18 protein-coding genes are annotated in these 16,658 nt (G+C 69.5%); 11 read left to right on the forward strand and 7 right to left on the reverse strand.

The window, feature by feature from the left end; all coding sequences use genetic code 11:
• Window positions 1-13: 13 nt before the first annotated feature.
• Window positions 14-1,375 carry a glutamate--cysteine ligase gene (locus ACO073_RS24390; RefSeq protein ID WP_422001086.1) on the reverse strand — a complete coding sequence of 454 codons (1,362 nt, stop codon included), beginning with the start codon at window positions 1,373-1,375 and terminating at the stop codon, window positions 14-16.
• A 137-nt stretch (window positions 1,376-1,512) separates the two neighbouring features.
• Window positions 1,513-2,301 (reverse strand): 16S rRNA (uracil(1498)-N(3))-methyltransferase, encoded by a 789-nt coding sequence (locus tag ACO073_RS24395; RefSeq protein WP_422001088.1) that lies wholly within the window; start codon window positions 2,299-2,301, stop codon window positions 1,513-1,515.
• 34 nt (window positions 2,302-2,335) lie between these two features.
• Between ACO073_RS24395 and ubiA the strand changes: the two genes are divergently transcribed.
• From ubiA to ACO073_RS24415, 4 genes are all read left to right on the forward strand, one after another.
• Window positions 2,336-3,259: a 4-hydroxybenzoate octaprenyltransferase gene (gene ubiA / locus ACO073_RS24400; protein WP_422001089.1), complete on the forward strand. Its 924-nt coding sequence runs from the start codon at window positions 2,336-2,338 to the stop codon at window positions 3,257-3,259.
• Complete coding sequence (locus ACO073_RS24405; protein WP_422001091.1) at window positions 3,259-3,930, forward strand: class I SAM-dependent methyltransferase; 672 nt, start codon at window positions 3,259-3,261, stop codon at window positions 3,928-3,930. The genes ubiA and ACO073_RS24405 overlap by 1 nt, the downstream gene beginning before the upstream one ends.
• Window positions 3,931-4,000: 70 nt before the next feature.
• A complete protein-coding gene (locus tag ACO073_RS24410) occupies window positions 4,001-4,741 on the forward strand; it encodes a hypothetical protein (RefSeq protein ID WP_422001093.1) in 741 nt (246 codons plus the stop codon).
• 21 nt (window positions 4,742-4,762) lie between these two features.
• Complete coding sequence (locus ACO073_RS24415) at window positions 4,763-5,218, forward strand: CreA family protein (RefSeq protein ID WP_422002204.1); 456 nt, start codon at window positions 4,763-4,765, stop codon at window positions 5,216-5,218.
• 53 nt (window positions 5,219-5,271) lie between these two features.
• Here ACO073_RS24415 and ACO073_RS24420 read toward each other — a convergent pair whose 3' ends face one another.
• Both ACO073_RS24420 and ACO073_RS24425 read right to left on the reverse strand, forming a co-directional pair.
• Window positions 5,272-6,024: a hypothetical protein gene (locus tag ACO073_RS24420; protein ID WP_422001095.1), complete on the reverse strand. Its 753-nt coding sequence runs from the start codon at window positions 6,022-6,024 to the stop codon at window positions 5,272-5,274.
• Complete coding sequence (locus ACO073_RS24425) at window positions 6,021-6,758, reverse strand: tetratricopeptide repeat protein (RefSeq protein WP_422001096.1); 738 nt, start codon at window positions 6,756-6,758, stop codon at window positions 6,021-6,023. The genes ACO073_RS24420 and ACO073_RS24425 overlap by 4 nt, the downstream gene beginning before the upstream one ends.
• 95 nt (window positions 6,759-6,853) lie before the next feature.
• Between ACO073_RS24425 and ACO073_RS24430 the strand changes: the two genes are divergently transcribed.
• Entirely contained in the window at window positions 6,854-8,371 is a 1,518-nt protein-coding gene (locus ACO073_RS24430) for a UbiD family decarboxylase (RefSeq protein WP_422002206.1), read from the forward strand.
• A 12-nt stretch (window positions 8,372-8,383) separates the two neighbouring features.
• Here ACO073_RS24430 and ACO073_RS24435 read toward each other — a convergent pair whose 3' ends face one another.
• Together ACO073_RS24435 and ACO073_RS24440 are read right to left on the reverse strand one after the other, a co-directional pair.
• Window positions 8,384-9,448: an LLM class flavin-dependent oxidoreductase gene (locus ACO073_RS24435; protein ID WP_422001098.1), complete on the reverse strand. Its 1,065-nt coding sequence runs from the start codon at window positions 9,446-9,448 to the stop codon at window positions 8,384-8,386.
• Between the two features lie 22 nt (window positions 9,449-9,470).
• Complete coding sequence (locus tag ACO073_RS24440; RefSeq protein WP_422001100.1) at window positions 9,471-9,854, reverse strand: hypothetical protein; 384 nt, start codon at window positions 9,852-9,854, stop codon at window positions 9,471-9,473.
• Window positions 9,855-9,908: 54 nt separating this feature from the next.
• Between ACO073_RS24440 and ACO073_RS24445 the strand changes: the two genes are divergently transcribed.
• The gene (locus ACO073_RS24445; RefSeq protein WP_422001102.1) at window positions 9,909-10,547 is read left to right on the forward strand and encodes a TetR/AcrR family transcriptional regulator; all 639 of its coding nucleotides are present in this window, start codon (window positions 9,909-9,911) and stop codon (window positions 10,545-10,547) included.
• Between the two features lie 88 nt (window positions 10,548-10,635).
• Window positions 10,636-11,079, forward strand: a complete 444-nt coding sequence (locus ACO073_RS24450) for a DUF2852 domain-containing protein (protein WP_422001103.1) — start codon at window positions 10,636-10,638, stop codon at window positions 11,077-11,079.
• Between the two features lie 63 nt (window positions 11,080-11,142).
• Here ACO073_RS24450 and ACO073_RS24455 read toward each other — a convergent pair whose 3' ends face one another.
• Window positions 11,143-12,336, reverse strand: coding sequence for a CaiB/BaiF CoA transferase family protein (locus tag ACO073_RS24455; protein ID WP_422001105.1), 1,194 nt, complete (start codon window positions 12,334-12,336; stop codon window positions 11,143-11,145).
• Window positions 12,337-12,500: 164 nt separating this feature from the next.
• On the opposite strand from ACO073_RS24455, the gene ACO073_RS24460 reads away from it, so the two are divergent.
• The 4 genes from ACO073_RS24460 to ACO073_RS24475 all read left to right on the forward strand — a co-directional run bounded on the left by ACO073_RS24460 (window position 12,501) and on the right by ACO073_RS24475 (window position 16,649).
• Entirely contained in the window at window positions 12,501-12,821 is a 321-nt protein-coding gene (locus ACO073_RS24460) for a hypothetical protein (RefSeq protein WP_422001107.1), read from the forward strand.
• Between the two features lie 277 nt (window positions 12,822-13,098).
• Entirely contained in the window at window positions 13,099-14,790 is a 1,692-nt protein-coding gene (gene leuA, locus ACO073_RS24465; protein ID WP_422001108.1) for a 2-isopropylmalate synthase, read from the forward strand.
• A gap of 61 nt (window positions 14,791-14,851) precedes the next feature.
• The gene (locus tag ACO073_RS24470) at window positions 14,852-15,175 is read left to right on the forward strand and encodes a hypothetical protein (protein WP_422001110.1); all 324 of its coding nucleotides are present in this window, start codon (window positions 14,852-14,854) and stop codon (window positions 15,173-15,175) included.
• A gap of 16 nt (window positions 15,176-15,191) precedes the next feature.
• Complete coding sequence (locus tag ACO073_RS24475) at window positions 15,192-16,649, forward strand: TldD/PmbA family protein (RefSeq protein ID WP_422001112.1); 1,458 nt, start codon at window positions 15,192-15,194, stop codon at window positions 16,647-16,649.
• The last annotated feature ends 9 nt before the right edge of the window (window positions 16,650-16,658 follow it).

The following is a 16,658-nucleotide window of genomic DNA, read 5'->3' on the forward strand; positions in this document are numbered from 1 at the left end:
GCCCGACGATAGCTCAGTAGGCGTGGTCGCGGAACAGCGGCGCGAAGGAGCCCTTCCACTCGCCCTGCCACTTGGCCAGCAGCTCGTCGGCCGGCGCCAGGCCGCTGGCCACCGCGCGGTCGAGCGGCGCGAGATAGGTCGTCTCGTCGTTGCCCTCGGCATCGAGCCGCTTGCGCGCCCTGAGCCCGGCATGGGCGATCTCGACGACCTCGCGCGCCCATTCGGCGAGCGGCCGGTCGCGGAAGACGGTGGCGAGGCCGCTGCGCGGCGTCTCGGCGCGCAGGAAGTCGTGCTCGGCGCTGGTCCAGTCCTTCACCAGGTCCCAGGCCGCGTCGAGCGCCGTCTGGTCGTAGAGCAGGCCGACCCACAGGGCCGGCAGGGCGTTGAGCGCGGGCAGCGGACCGGAATCGGCGCCGCGCATCTCGAGGTAGCGCTTCAGGCGCACCTCGGGGAACGCGGTGGTGACGTGGTCGGCCCAGTCGTTGACGGTCGGCAGCTCGCCCGGCCGCGCCGGCAGCCGGCCCTTCATGAAGTCGCGGAAGCTCTGGCCCGACGCGTCGATGTACTTGCCGTCGCGGTAGACGAAGTACATCGGGACGTCGAGCATGTAGTCGGCATAGCGCTCGAAGCCGAACCCGTCCTCGAACACGAAGGGCAGCATGCCGCAGCGATCGGGATCGGTGTCGGTCCAGATGTGGCTGCGATAGCTCTTGAAGCCCGAGTCCCTGCCCTCCTTGAACGGCGAGTTGGCGAACAGCGCGGTCGCGAGCGGCTGCAACGCCAGCGAGACGCGGAACTTCTTCACCATGTCGGATTCGGAATCGAAGTCGAGGTTGGTCTGCACGGTGCAGGTGCGCAGCATCATGTCGAGGCCGAGCTTGCCCTTCTTCGGCATGTAGTCGCGCATGATCTTGTAGCGGCCCTTGGGCATCCAGTGCATGTCCTCGCGCGTCCATTGCGGCGCGAAGCCGAGCCCGATGAAGGCGGCGCCGATCTCCCCCGCGACCTCCTTGACCTCGTCGATGTGCTGGGCGTTCTCGGCCGCCGTCTCGTGCAGCGTCTCGAGCGGCGCGCCGGACAGTTCGAGCTGGCCGCCCGGCTCCAGCGTGATGTTGGCCTTGTCGCGCTGGAGCGCGATGATGTTGTTGCCCTCGGTCATCGGCTCCCAGCCGAAGCGCGTCATGCCCTCGAGCATGGCGCGGATGCCGTCGCTGCCGTCATAGGCCAGCGGCTTGAGGCGCGCGTTGAAACCGAACTTCTCGTGCTCGGTGCCCATGCGCCACGCGGCGCGCGGCTTGTTGCCGGCCGCGAAGTATTCGATCAGCTGCCGCCGATCCTCGATCGGCGCGCCGCCGCCCGACGGTGGTGCGGACATAGAACTCCACTCCTCGCTCACCCCGCAGCCTCGGCCGGGAGCGGTGCGGCCGCATGAGCAAAACTCACGCGAGCACGCGCCTGGTTCATGACATTCGATTCCCCGTCTCCCACACGTCCGGGGGCGAGCGCAAGCGGTCAGAGGGCGACGCGGGATGTGCGATAATCGGCCTTGAGTCGGGGTGTCGGGCGCTGCCAGTCGCCGACCAGCGCCTGCCAGCAGGTGAGCGCCGCCAGCGCCGCGGTGTCGGCGCGCAGGATGCGCGGCCCGAGGCCGACCGCCATAACATCGCTTATGCGACGCAGGTGCGCGAGCTCGCCCGAGTCGAAGCCGCCCTCGGGCCCGATCAGGATCGCCCATGGCGCGGCGCGCGCGGCGGCATCGAGGCCGGACAGCGCCGTGGCGATCGGCGGACCGCCGCCGGTCTCGTCGCACACGAGCAGCCGGCGGCCGGCCGGCCAGCCGTCGAGCAGGGACGCGAGCGCCGCCGGCGGCCGCACCTCCGGCACGCTCAGCCGCTCGGTCTGCTCGGCCGCCTCGACGGCGTTGGCGCGCAGGCGCTCGACGTTGACGCGTTCGACGATCGTGTGGTGCGTCAGCACCGGCTGCAGCACGGCGACGCCGAGTTCGGTCGCCTTCTCCGCCACGTAGTCGATGCGCGCGCGCTTCAACGGCGCGAAGCAGAGCCACAGGTCGGGCTCGACGGCCTGCTCGCGCGTGCGCTCGCCGACGCGAGCGACCGCCGCCTTGCGGCCGCGGGCCTCGAGCGTCGCCCGCCATTCGCCGTCGCGCCCGTTGAACAGCAGCAGCGGCGCGCCGTCGGCGCGGCGCATGACGTGGCGCAGGTAGTGCGCCTGCGCCTCGTCGAGCGCCACGTCGAGGCCGGCCGCGAGATCGGCGTCGACGTGGAGGCGCGAGAGGCTCATGGAGTTTGCCGGACCATCGCGGCATGATGCCGCCATGACCGCCGAGCGGACAACCGGCTTCACCGACATCGATCACGGCCACTGGTCGCTACGCTACCTGCCGCCCTGGATGCGGCCCTACGGCCGGCTGGCGCGCTGGGACCGGCCGATCGGCATCTGGCTGCTGATGCTGCCGTGCTGGTGGTCGGCGGCGCTCGGGGCCGCGCCCGAGTGGGCGCGCCTCGCCGGCTGGATGGCGCTGCTGGCGCTGGGCGCGCTCGCCATGCGCGGCGCCGGCTGCACCTGGAACGACATCGTCGACCGCAAGGTCGACGCCCGGGTCGAGCGCACGCGCGGCCGGCCGCTGCCCGCCGGCGAGGTCACGGTGCGCAACGCCCTGATCTGGATGGTGCTGCAGGCGCTGGTCGCCGCCGTCGTCCTGTTCAAGCTGAACAAGTTCGCGGGGCTCGTCGCGCTCCTCTCCCTGGTCCTGGTCGCGATCTACCCGACCATGAAGCGCTTCACCTACTGGCCGCAGGTTATCCTCGGGCTGGCCTTCAACTGGGGGGCGCTGGTGGGCTACGCGGCCGTCACGGGAACGCTGTCCTGGGCCACGTTCGCCCTCTATGTCGGCGGCGTCGCCTGGACGCTGGTCTACGACACGATCTACGCCATGCAGGACCAGCGCGACGACGCGATCGTGGGCGTGCGCTCGACCGCCCGCCGCTTCGCCGCAGCGCCGCGGCGCTGGCTCACCCTGTTCGCGGCGCTGGCGATGGCGGCGTGGACGGCAGCGGGCCTGCTCGGCGGGCTGCAGGCCGGCTACTTCGTGCTGCTGGCCGGGGTCGGCCTGCACCTCGTCTGGCAGATCGCGCTGCTCAAGCCGAACGACCAGGCCGACTGCCTGATGCGCTTCAAGTCGAACGCCTGGCTCGGCCTGCTGCTGACCGCCGCGGTGATCGCCGGCCACGCGGCGTGATGGCCCGCCTGCCGGCCGAGCCCGAGGCCTTCATCCGGGCCAATACCGCTCTCGAGGCGCCGGCCATGGTGCCCGAGTTCCAGCTCTGGCTGGCCAGCGAGTATGTGCCGATCTGGCAGGCCACCGAGGCCTGGCTGGAGGAGCAGAACGTCGACCCGCCCTACTGGGCCTTCTGCTGGCCGGGCGGCCAGGCGGTCGCGCGCTACCTGCTCGACAATCCGCACGAGGTGCGCGGCAAGCGCGTCGTCGACTTCGCCGCCGGATCGGGCGTGGCGTCCATGGCCGCGGTGCGGGCCGGCGCGGCCTCGGTGGTGGCCAACGACATCGACGCGCTGTCGCTGGTCGCCACCCGCCTCAATGCCGAGGCCAACGGCCTCCGCCTCGCGGTGAGCGCCGAGGACTGGCTGGCCGCGGCCGAGGGCGAGCCCGAGGCCGACGTCGTGATCGCGGGCGACGTCTGCTACGAGCGCGAGATGTCGGCGCGGGCGCTGGCCTGGCTGCGCGGCCATGCGCGGCGCGGCCGGCTGGTGCTGCTGGGCGACCCCGGCCGCAACTACTTCAGCGCCCAGGCTCTGGAGGAACGCGCGCGCTACGAGATCCCGACCTCGCTGCAGCTCGAGAACCGGGGGATGCGGGAAACCGTGGTCTGGCGGGTCCTGCCCCATCCCTGAGCGGTCCTTCCCCGCCGCCACATTTCCTTAACTGTTCTTTCACAACCATTTCGGGCTATCACGTCCGGGCATGCCAAAGGCAACCATCGGGCCTCAGGATTTCGCGGCCCTGTACGAAGGCTTCACCGCTCCGGTGTCGCGCTTCGACTGTGGCCGAAAGTGCGCCGGCCTGAACGGCGGCGAGCCGGTCTGCTGCTCCACGCAGAACGCCGTGCCGGTCGTGCACAAGGTCGAGTTCGACCTGCTCAAGACCCGCACCGACCTGTGGTCGAAGTTCAAGCCCTACGACTATGCCACCAAGCAGATCGTGGCCGAGCTCACCAGCGACTGCATGGCCGTGCACTGCAAGGGCGTGCGCTTCTGCGAGCGCGACAACCGCACCATCGCCTGTCGCGGCTTCCCCTTCTATCCCTACATGACCCGCCAGAAGCAGTTCGTCGGCATCGGCACCTACTGGGTGTTCGAGGACCGCTGCTGGATGATGTCGAACCTCGAGATCGTCGACCGGACCTTCGTCGAGCAGTTCGTGGCGACCTACGAGGCGCTGTTCGTGAAGGACCACAGCGAATTCACGACCTATGTCGATTTCTCGGCCTCGGCCCGGCGCGTCTATTCGCGCTGGAAGCGGAAGATCCCGCTGCTCGGCCGGCAGGGCGAGCTGCTGATCGTCGAGCCGTCGACCGGCGAGATCCGTCCCGGCACGCGCAAGGACTTCCCGAAGGTCGCGCCCTTCCGCAACGAAAGGGAGTATCGTGCCGCGATCAAGGAAGCGGGCGGCGAGGTCCCGGCCGGAGGGCTGCGTCCCGCCTGACCCGCACGGGAGTAGCGCATGATGCGACGTACGGGACTGTTCCTCCTCCTCGCCCTGCTCGCGGGCCCCGCGGCGGCCGAGGACATCGGCTCGGTCGGCTATCGCTTCAAGTGGCTCGGGCCCAACGACAAGATCGTCATCCAGGCTTTCGACGATCCCGACGTTCCGGGGGTCACCTGCTACATGTCGCACGCGCGCACCGGCGGCATCAAAGGCGCGATCGGGCTGGCCGAGGATCCGGGCGAGGCCTCGATCGCCTGCCGCCAGGTCGGCCCGGTCGACGAGAGCCGGCTCGCCAAGCTCGAGAGCCCGCACGAGGTGTTCAGCGAGCGCGCCTCCTTCATCTTCAAGTCGACGCAGGTGACGCGCTTCTGGGATGCCAAGCGGCGGGCCCTGATCTACCTCGTCTACACCGACCGCATCATCGAGGGCAGCCCGCGCAACTCGATCAGCGTGGTGCCGCTCGGCGAGCGCTGATCGCCGCCCCCTGCCGGGAAGGCCTCGGCGGTGGAGACTTCAGCGGTAGAGGCCTAGCGATAGAGAAACGTCCCCAGCAGCACCCAGCGCGCCGCGTCGGGGTGTCCGCGCCGCACGGCGAGCGGCGTCGTGTAGTGCCAGAACGGCAGGCGATAGGCCGTCACGGTCGGCGGCCCGGCCACCGGCACGATCTCGCTGAAGTGACCGGCCCGGCTGTAGACCAGCCACTGGTGCGCGACGCCGGGATCGCTCAGCCCGACATGCAGGTCGATGTACCCGCCCCGCGCGTCCCGGTTCTCCGGATGGTGGTCGTTGTGCGGCCCGGCATAGTCGCCGGCCCCGTAGCGCAGCACCTGCAACCCCCACCCGGCGGCCAGCCGGCGGCCGGCCAGCGCCTCGGCGAAGGCGCGGAACGAGGCCGAACGCATCATGCGCACCAGGCCGATCCGCTCGGCTGCCTTCACGCCGGGCTCGCGCCGACTCTCGAAGTAGACCGTGGAGGCCCGGCTGGTCTTGGGCAGGAGCTCGGCATAGTCGTGGCGCATCTCCGAGATCGTCTCGGGCGGAATGGGCCTCGCCATGCGTTCCATCGAATCCGCCAGCGCCTGCTGCAGCACGCGGCGCACGCGCTCGGCGCGGGCGCGGTCGAGCAGGTCGGTGCGCGCCAGGAAGCGCGTCCGCGGCTGGGCGAGAGCGCCGCACAGCGGATGGCTGCCCGCCAGGACGCGCCGGCCGGCGGCGCTCAGCAGGTCCTCGAACTCGGCCGGGATCGCCGCGGCGATCGCGGTCCGCGCCCGGCGGCTCACGCGAGGTGCCGCTCGGCCTCGGCGATCCATTGACGGTCGGCGGGATCGAGCCTGCTCAGCTGTCGTCCGTAGGTCTTCACGGCGTCTCTGAACGCCTCCTCGGCAAGGGCCCGGTCGCCCAGGGCCTTCATCATCAGCCCATAGCGGACCTGGGCCTCCGGTCCAAGCGCGTAGCCGATCAGCGCGCGGTACTCGTCGGCCGCCTCGCGGGTGCGGCCAAGCATTTCCAGGTTGCGGGCGTAGAGCATGTGGCCCTCGCGCGACTGGTAGCCCGGGTTGTCGCGCTGCAGGGCGTCCAGTGCATCCAGCGAGTCCTGGAAGTCGCCCCGTCCGAAGAGGGCGCGGGACAGGCCGATCAGGAGGGCGGGATCGCTGGCCAGCGGGCCGACCAGCGCCGAGCGATACAGGCCGACGGCGTCGTCCCACTGTCCCCGCCGCACGCATTCCTCGGCGAGCCGGCGCTTGTTCTCGGCGGTGTCGGCGGTCTCGAGATTGGCGGCATGCGCGCGCAACCGCCGATCGGGGTCGAGCGTGTCGACGACCCGGGTTGCCGTGGTGCGCGCCAGGCGGCTGTCGCGGGCAGCCGGCAACACTTCCAGCAGCAGGTAGGCGACCGAGCCGATGCCCGGCAGCATCACGAGGATCAGCAGCCAGTAGTTGATGCGGCCGGTCTTGATGGCGTGGAAGATGCAGCCGAAGTAGAGAAGCGCGCCGAGGATGCCCAGGATCGGCATGTTGCAGCCCTTGGTGGTTGGCGCCGATCTAGCACGCCGTCCGGTTGTATTGAACCGATTTGATTCGGTCGGGCATGACCACTATGGAACGCGCCATGCCCTATGCCTCGCTGCGGGACTTCGTCGCCCGGCTGGAACAAAACGGCCGGCTGGTCCGCGTCGCCGCACCCGTGTCGCCTCACCTCGAGATGACGGAGATCCAGACCCGGCTTCTGGCCGAGCAGGGGCCGGCGGTGCTGTTCGAGAACGTGGTGCGGGCCGACGGCACGCGCTCCGACATCCCGGTCCTGGTCAACCTGTTCGGCACGGTCGAGCGAGTCGCCTGGGGCATGGATCGCGAGCCGGCGCAGCTCCGGCAGGTCGGCGAGACGCTGGCCTTCCTGCGCCAGCCCGAGCCGCCGGGCGGCTGGCGCGAGGCGCTCGACATGCTGCCGCTGCTGCGCACGGTGATGGCGATGAAGCCGCGCACGGTGGGCTACGGTCCCTGCCAGGACGTGGTGCTGACCGGCGACGACATCGACCTCGGCCGCCTGCCCGTCCAGACCTGCTGGCCGGGCGAGCCGGCGCCGCTGATCACCTGGCCGCTGATCGTCACCCAGGGGCCCGATCCCAAGGGAGACCGTCAGGACAACTTCAATCTCGGCATCTACCGGCTGCAGGTCACGGGGAAGAACACGACCCTGATGCGTTGGCTGAAGCATCGCGGCGGCGCCCAGCATCACCAGCGCTGGAAGGGCGCGGGCAAGCGCGAACCGCTGCCGGTGGCGGCCGTGATCGGCGCCGATCCCGGCACCATCCTCGCCGCCGTGACGCCGGTGCCCGACACGCTGTCGGAATACCAGTTCGCGGGGCTTCTCCGCGGAAAGAAGGTCGACCTGGTCGACTGCAAGACCGTGCCGCTCAAGGTGCCGGCCGAAGCCGAGATCGTGCTCGAGGGCCATGTCAGCCTCGACGACTACGGCGACGAAGGCCCCTACGGCGACCACACCGGCTACTACAACAGCGTCGAGCGCTTCCCGGTGTTCACCATCAGCGCCATCACCATGCGGCGCCAGCCGATCTACCTCTCGACCTTCACCGGCCGGCCGCCCGACGAGCCCAGCGTGCTGGGCGAGGCGCTGAACGAGGTGTTCATCCCCCTCTTCCAGCAGCAGTTCCCCGAGATCGTCGACTTCTGGCTGCCCCCCGAGGGCTGCTCCTACCGCATCGCCGTGGTGTCGATGAAGAAGGCCTATGCCGGCCACGCCAAGCGCGTGATGATGGGCGTGTGGAGCTATCTCCGGCAGTTCATGTACACCAAGTGGGTGATCGTGGTGGATGCCGACATCGACGCCCGCAACTGGAAGGACGTGATGTGGGCGCTGTCGACACGCATGGACCCGGCGCGCGACATCACGGTGATCGAGAACACGCCGATCGACTATCTCGACTTCGCCTCGCCGGTCTCGGGGCTGGGCTCCAAGATCGGCCTCGACGCGACGGACAAGTTCCCCGGCGAGACCAACCGCGAGTGGGGCCGGCAGATCCGGATGGACCAGGCCGTGGTCGACAGGGTCGACGCCAAGTGGGGTGAGCTGGGGTTGCCGGGCAGCGGGAAGAAGATCTGGCGTTAGGTCGAACAACGTCTAGCGCATGCCAGGGATTACCGACTCGGCCACGAGCCGCCGCCCGACCGCGGCATCCTCTTCCGACGCCCCGCGCGTGGCGCCGCTGATCGCCACCTTGTCGAGGCCCAGCGCCGCGAGCTCCTTCAGGCGTTCGACGCAGCGCTCGGGCGGACCGACGATGGCCATGCGGTCGACGAAGTCGTCGGTGAGGGTCGTGGCCTGGCGTGAATCTCCCCGCGTATGGGCCTTCATGTCGTAGTTGCTGATCAGCTTCTCCAGCACCTTCTGGTCGCCGGCCGAGGTCGGCACCTCGGTCTTGCCGTGCATCACCGCGAAGCGCGCGAAGGTCGTCAGCCCGCCGCGCACCAGGCTGCGCGCCACGGCGATGTCGGGGTGGCAGCCGAGGTTGAGGTAGGCGCCGAAGGCCAGCGCCGCGGGATCGAGGCCGGCGTCGCGGCGCGCCTTGCGCGCAAGCTCGATGCCCCAGCGCAGGCGGTCGACGTCGGCGCCCAGCGCGAACATCACGCGGTCGGCGTGGCGCGCGGCCATGGCGATCACCTTGGGGCCGCTCGCCGCCACCTCGACGGGCACCTTGGGCCCGCCGGCGATCCAGGCGATGCGGCTCGCGGGCGGCGCGTCGTGCAGGTGCAGGCCCGACAGCGGCGGCGCCACCTCGGGCGGGATGTCGATGTCCGCGAAGTCGACGGAGTCGCCCGCGAGATAGGCTTGGAGCTGGACCAGGTAGCGCTCGAACGGCGCCAGCCGGGCCGGCGCGCGGCCGAGATGGGCGAGTGCCGAGTCGCCGCGGCCGATACCCAGCACGGCGCGGCCGCCCGACACGCGGTTGACGCTGGTGATGGCGGTCGCGGTCGCCGCGGCATGGCGCGTCACCGGATTGGTGACGCCGGTGCCCAGCCCCAGCCGCGTGGTGGCGGTCGCCGCCAGGGCCAGCGCGACATAGGGGTCGCCCGACAGGTTCTGCGAATCGACCACCAGCATTCCGTCCCAGCCGGCCGCCTCGATCTCGCGCGCGCTGCGGGCCGCGCCGCGTGCCGACGCCACCGTCGTCATCCAGAGCTGCACCTTGTTCCTCCCCCGTTGCGGACTACCGCCGCAGCAGCGCCCACAGTACCACCGCATCGATGGCGAGGTGCAGCGCGACGGTGAGCGGCAGGCGCAGGACCATGCCGTCCGACGCGAAGGCCTGCGCCAGCTGCGGACTGGCGAACGAGAAGGCTTTCGCCTTGGCACGGATCTCGTCGCGCACGCCGGTCACCAGACGGGTCGCCGGCAGCAGGACGCCGAGGTTGGCGAGGAAGAACACACCGGCGCCTATCGCCAGCGCCGTGCTCTGCGAGGCATCGAGCCCGCGACCCGAAGCGAACAGCCATCCCCCCATGGCCAGGATCGCCACCGACCAGTAGGTCCAGTAGGCGTTGATGCGGCTCTCGAGCCGCTCGTGCAGATCAAGAAGGTCCTTGAGTTCCACGCCTTGTCCCTCCGTGCTATTGCCGCCTCCGGCTTTAATGTAAACTGGCTTAACATGGGCTGGAAGAAACGGGAGCGCGAGCCGCGGGGTTACCATCATGGCAACCTGCGCGAGGCGCTGATTCAGGCGGCGCGCGAGCTGATCGCCGAGAAGGGCCCCGCCGGCTTCACCTTCGCCGATGCCGCCCGCTCGGCCGGCGTCAGCGCCGCCGCCCCCTATCGTCACTTTCGCGACCGCGAGGCCCTGCTGGCCGACGTTGCCCGCGAGGGCTTCCAGCGCTTCGAGGCCATGCTCGCGACCGGCTGGGCCGGCGGCAAGCCCGATCCGCTCACCGCCTTCCAGAATGTCGGCAAGGCCTACCTCGCCTTCGCCAGGGCCGAGCCCGCCTACTATGCGGCGATGTTCGAATCGGGCCTGCCGCCCGACCTCAACGCCGACTTGCGGGCCGCGGGCGACCGCGCCTTCGGCGTCCTGCGCACGGCGGCCGACGCCCTTGTCGCCCTGCTGCCGCCGGGCAAGCGTCCGCCCGCGCTGATGATGAGCCTGCATGTCTGGGCGATGGCGCACGGCATCGCCTCGCTGTTCGGCCGCGGCGACGCCGGCCGGCGCTCCCTGCCGATGACGGCCGAGGAGCTGCTCGAATCGCAGATGCTGATCTACCTGCAGGGGCTCGGGCTCTCCGAAAAAGTCTGAGCGGCCCTTGACTCCCCGAGCCAGAATACCCAATGTAAATGTCGTTAACATTTACATCCGTTAACACCGCAAACGAGGGAGCCCCGCCATGACGGGCCTGATGGAAAGACTGGACGACCTGCCCAAGCCTGCCTGGATCGCCCTGGTGGTTCTCGGCTTCATCGTGTTCTGGCCGATCGGGCTGGCCCTTCTCATCTACCTGAAATGGAGTGGACGCATGTTTTGCTCTCGCCACGGCCGCTACGGCCAATGGTACGGGCCGGAAGGCCGCGAAGCGCGTCGCGAGGCGCGCGAGGAATGGCGGGCCTGGAAGCGCCGCCATCGCTGGGGCGGACAGGGCAGCGGCAACGTCGCCTTCGACGAGTATCGCGAGGAGACGATCCGCAAGCTCGACGAGGAGCAGCGCGAGTTCCGCGACTTCCTCGATCGGTTGCGCGCCGCCAAGGACCGCGCCGAGTTCGACCAGTTCATGGCCGAGCGCCGCAACCGCCCGACCTCCCCCGAGCCGCCGGCCCCCTCTCCCTCCGCCTGATCGCCGGCGCCTCACGAACCCCTCCCGACGCAAGCCGGGAGGGGTTTTTCGTTGCGCGCGGCCTCAGGCCGTCTTCGTCGCGCCCGACTTCAGCATCGCGTCGATCTCGGCGGCCGTGTAGCCCGCCTCGCCCAGCACCTCGACGCTGTGCTCGCCCAGGCGCGGCTGCAGGCGCGTCACCTCCGGCTGGGTCTTGCTGAAGCGCGGCGGGATGTCGGGCATGCGCAGCCGGCCTTCGGTCGGATGGTCGACCTCCTTCCAGAAGCCGGTCGCCTCGAGCTGCGGATCGACGAACAGATCCTCCAGCGTGTTGACCGGGCCATGCGGCACGTTCGAGGTCTTGAGCAGCGCCACCCATTCGGCGTTGGTCCGCGTGGCGCAGATCTCGGCCAGCGTCGCATAGTAGTGCTCGACATTCTTCAGCCGGTTGGCGAGCGAGGTGAAGCGCGGATCCTTCACAAGATCCTCGCGTCCGATCAGGCCGCAGAACTCGCGCCAGTGGCCGTCGGTGTAGGGCAGCAGCGCGAAGTAGCCGTCCTTCGACGGATAGGGCCGCCGCTCCTTGTTCAGCACGCGCTTGTAGCCCGCCGATTCGAGCGACGGCCGGAACGTCTCGCCGTAGAGATGCTCGACCATGACGAAGGACACCAGCGTCTCGTACATCGGCACCTCGACCGACTGTCCCTTGCCGGTGCGCTCGCGCGCGAACAGCGCCGCGAGCAGCGCCGACACGACGCCGTTCGAGCTGGTCTTGTCGGCGACGATGGTCGGCAGGAAGCGCGGCTGCCCCGCCACCACCGTCTGCAGCGCGGCAAGGCCCGATCCCGCCTGGATGATGTCGTCATAGGCCGCCTTCGGCCCCATCGGGCCGGCAGCGCGGTAGCCGTAGGTCGCGAGATAGACCAGCCGCGGATTGATCTTCTCGAAGGCCTCGTACTCGACACCGAGCCGCTTGGCGGGCTCGGGACGGTAATTGTGCATCAGCACGTCGGCGGTCTCTGCCAGCTTGAACAGCGCGTTGCGCCCGGCCTCCTGCTTGAGGTCGAGCACGATCGAGCGCTTGGAGCGATTGCAGCCGAGATAGAAGGCCGCCATGCCGGGATTGCGCGCCGGGCCGAGCTGGCGCGTCGTGTCGCCCTCGGGCGGTTCGATCTTGATGACGTCGGCGCCGAGATCGCCGAGCTGCTGTGCCGCCCAGGGACCCAGCACGACGGTCGTGCAATCGAGAATCCGGACGCCGGCCAACGGACCCGCCATGAACGCTTCCTCTCCCAGAATGGTTGCCGCGCTCTAGCATACACGATGGCGGGCGGGCCACAGATCGGTCACTGCCGCCGCCGCGGATGCCGGATGGATGTCGAGCGTATGCCTTCATGTCGGGAGAACGCCGCATCGTCTCCCCGAAAAAACTGGAGGGTCTCATGCGTGGATTTGCCTGGAATACCGTACTGGCCGCCCTGCTCGCGGGCGGCAGCCTGCTGGCGGCCGGTGCGGCCCATGCCGGCGACCGCTGGGACAAGCGGGACCGCTGGGATCGTCACCACCACCACGATCGCGGCTGGCACAAGGGCTGGCACAAGGGCGGGGGCCCGCGTCGCGTCATCGTCGAGCGCGAGCCGGTGATCATCGAGCGGACCCGCGTCGCGCCGGTCTACGTGGCGCCTCCGATGATGCCGTCCTACGGCTATGGCCCGCCGATGGACCCGAGCGTGAACTTCAATTTCAGCTTTCCGATGCGCTGACCGGGGACGGTCCCGCCCCGCACGCTCCGCCGGATGGTCCCGCCATCCGGCGGTTGACTCCTGCCCGCGCCCCCCTATTGTGGCGCCCATGCTGCGACTGACGACGCTTCGACTTATTGGCTGATCCGCCGCCCCGGACCCAGGGAAACCTGGAAAGGGGCCCTGCGGATCGCTCGTCGTTCGTCTCGATCACCCACCAGTCGCCGCCAGCCTTCCCGCTTCCATCGCAGTGTTTGCCCAACAGCCCTTTGGCGTGCGCGGCGCGAGGAGTTCCACAATGTCATCCCAGAAACCCATGATGCCGACCGCGGGCGAGAAGTACGTTCCCTTCAAGCCCATCGACCTGCCGAACCGACAGTGGCCGTCCAGGGTCATCACCAAGGCGCCGATCTGGTGCGCGGTCGACCTGCGCGACGGCAACCAGGCGCTGATCGAGCCGATGGACTCGGACCGCAAGACGCGGATGTTCAAGCTGCTCTGCGAGATGGGCTTCAAGGAAATCGAGGTCGGCTTCCCGGCGGCGTCGGAGACCGACTTCGACTTCGTGCGCGAGCTGATCGAAAAGAAGATGATCCCGGACGACGTCACCATCCAGGTGCTGACGCAGAGCCGGCCGGAGCTGATCGAGCGCACCTTCGAGGCCTGCCGCGGCGCCAAGCGCGCCATCGTCCATCTCTACAACTCGACCTCCACGCTGCAGCGCCGCGTCGTGTTCGGCCTCGACTATTCCGGAATCATCGACATCGCCGTCTCGGGAGCGAAGCTCGTCAAGCAGCTGGCCGATGCCGATCCCGACACCGAATGGGTCTACGAATATTCGCCGGAGAGCTTCACCGGCACCGAGCTCGAGTTCGCGCGCGACATCTGCGCTGCGGTCTGCGACGTCTACCAGCCGACGCCCGAGAAGAAGGTCATCATCAACCTGCCGGCGACGGTGGAGATGGCCTCGGCCAACGTTTATGCCGACCAGATCGAGTGGTGCCATCGCAACTTCAAGTACCGCGATTCGATGATCCTCAGCCTGCATCCGCACAACGATCGCGGCACCGGCGTGGCGGCGGCCGAGCTGGGCTACATGGCGGGTGCGGACCGCATCGAGGGCTGCCTGTTCGGCAACGGCGAGCGCACGGGCAACGTCGACCTGGTCACGCTCGGCCTCAACATGTTCACCCAGGGCGTCGATCCAGAGATCGACTACTCGAACATCAACGAGATCCGCCAGACGGTCGAGTACTGCAACCAGCTGCCGGTCCATCCGCGCCATCCCTATGGCGGCGACCTCGTCTTCACCGCCTTCTCGGGCTCGCACCAGGACGCCATCAACAAGGGCTTCAAGGCGCTCGATGCGTCGAACAGCAAGGTCTGGGAAGTGCCCTACCTGCCAATCGACCCGGCCGACCTCGGCCGCAGCTACGAGGCGATCATCCGGATCAACAGCCAGTCGGGCAAAGGCGGCATCGCCTATATCCTGAAGACCGACTACGGCATCGACATGCCGCGCCTTCTCCAGGTCGAGTTCTCCAAGGTGATCCAGCAGATCGCCGACGAGACCGGCAAGGAGATCCAGCCGGCGTTGATCTGGGACACGTTCCGCAAGGAATATCTCGAGCGGACGACGCCGGTCGAGTTCTTCAGCCACACCACGGTTCCCGAGCCCGGCCATCCGGACGTCCGGCTGATCGACGCCAAGGTGCGGTTCAACGGCGAGGAGCGCAGCGTGACCGGCCGCGGCAACGGCCCGATCGCCGGTTATGTCGACGCGCTGGCGCAGAACTGCGGCGTCGGCATCCGCGTGCGCGACTATCATCAGCACGCGACCGGCGCCGGCTCGGACGCCCAGGCCGTGAGCTTCATCGAGGCCGAGACCAGCGACGGCCGCGTCCTCTGGGGCGTCGGCATGGACGCCAACATCGTCACGGCATCGCTCAAGGCCGTGACCTCGGCCGCCAACCGCGCGGTCGCGCACTGAGCGGGCGCCGGCCTTCGACGGCCGGGTACGCCCGGCCGCCGAAGACGGCTATGCTGGCGGCGTGTCGATGATCCGTCATGGCGCCGCGCCGCGGCCCGCCGCGAATGCCAACCTGGCCCTGCCGCCGGATCCCTCCTCGCCCCTGCGGCGCCAGGAAGGTCCGGCGATGCGGGCGGTGCGCCACGTCTGGAACGTCGCGATCTCGCTCATGCTGGGGGCCATGGTCGGCCTCGTCGGCCACTCCTTCGCGGCCGATGCGCTCGGCCGGCTGTGGCCCGAGGCGAGCTTCGTCGCGGACTTCGCCCGCGCGCTGTTCTGGACGCTCGGCATCGGCGCGTCGGGCATCCTGTTCTTCTCCTACTATCTCGACGACACGGGGCGTTAGCGCGTAGAACCGCGCCATGGCCAAAGCGAAGAAACCCGCTCCCCGCAAGCCCGCCGCCCGCAAGGCGGCCGCACCGAAGACCGCCCCCCGGAAGGCGGCGCAAAAGTCCAGGAAACCTGCAGGCCGCACGCGCGCGCCGGCGGCGCCCGATCCCAACCTGCTGGCCGATCTCATGGGCTGGGCCAAGGCGGCCGGCGCGGACGCCGCCGACGCGCTCTACGTCAACGGCGAATCGATCTCGGTCGCCCAGCGCATGGGCAAGCAGGAAAAGCTCGAGAGCAGCGAGGGCCGCGACCTCGGCCTGCGCGTCTTCGTCGGCCGGCGCCAGGCGTTCGTGTCGACCACCGACTTCTCGCCCGACGCGTTGCGCACGCTGGCCGGCCGCGCCGTCGACATGGCGAAGGCCGTTCCCGAGGACCCGGTGTGCGGCATCGCCCCGGAAGAGCTGCTGGCGACCGACTGGCCCGACCTCGACCTCGACGACAGGCGCCGCCCGTCGGCGCGCAGCCTGCTCGCCATGGCCGCCGAGGCCGAGGATGCCGCCCGCGCCGTCAAGGGCGTCACCAATTCGGAAGGCGCCGAGGCGGGCTGGGGCCGCACGACGGTCGTGCTGGCCGCCAGCAACGGCTTCTCCGGCTCGTACCGGCGGGGCGGCTATTCTCTTTCCTGCTCGGTGCTGGGCGGCGAGGGCACGGGGATGGAGCGCGACTACGAGTGGTCGAGCGCCGTTCATCTCGAGGACCTGATGGCGCCGGCCACGGTCGGCCGCAACGCCGGCAAGTTCGTCGTGCGCCGCCTCAACCCGCGCAAGGCGAAGAGCGCCCGCGTGCCCGTCGTCTACGATCGACGCGTCTCCGGCGGGCTGCTCGGCCACCTTGCCGGCGCCATCAACGGGCGCGCGGTGGCACGCGGCACGTCCTTCCTCAAGGACATGATGGGCAAGAAGATCTTCGCCAGCGGCATCCGCATCCTCGACAACCCGCTGCGCAAGCGCGGCCTGGGCAGCCGGCCGTTCGACGCCGAGGGACTGCCGACGAAGCGGTATGCGGTGATCGACGACGGCCGGCTCACGACCTGGATGCTCGACCTCGCGGCCGCCCGCCAGCTCGGATTGAAGCCCACCGGCCATGCGGCGCGCGGCATCTCGGGGCCGCCCTCGCCCACCACCTCGAACTTCTACCTCGAGAAGGGCAAGGCGAGCGTCGCCGAGCTGATCGGCGACATCAAGAGCGGACTGTACATCACCGACCTGATCGGCTTCGGGGTCAACGGCGTGACCGGCGACTACAGCCGCGGCGCGTCGGGCTTCTGGATCGAGAACGGCAAGCTCGCCTGGCCCGTCAGCGGCATTACCGTCGCCGGCAATCTCAAGGACATGTTCCGCCGCCTGACGCCGGCCAACGACCTCCAGTTCAAGAGCTCGACCAACGCGCCGACGGTGCGAATCGAGGGGCTGACCGTCGCGGGCTCATGATAGTGTTGG

Origin of the sequence: Reyranella sp. (assembly GCF_965229815.1) — a bacterium.
Lineage (GTDB): Bacteria > Pseudomonadota > Alphaproteobacteria > Reyranellales > Reyranellaceae > Reyranella.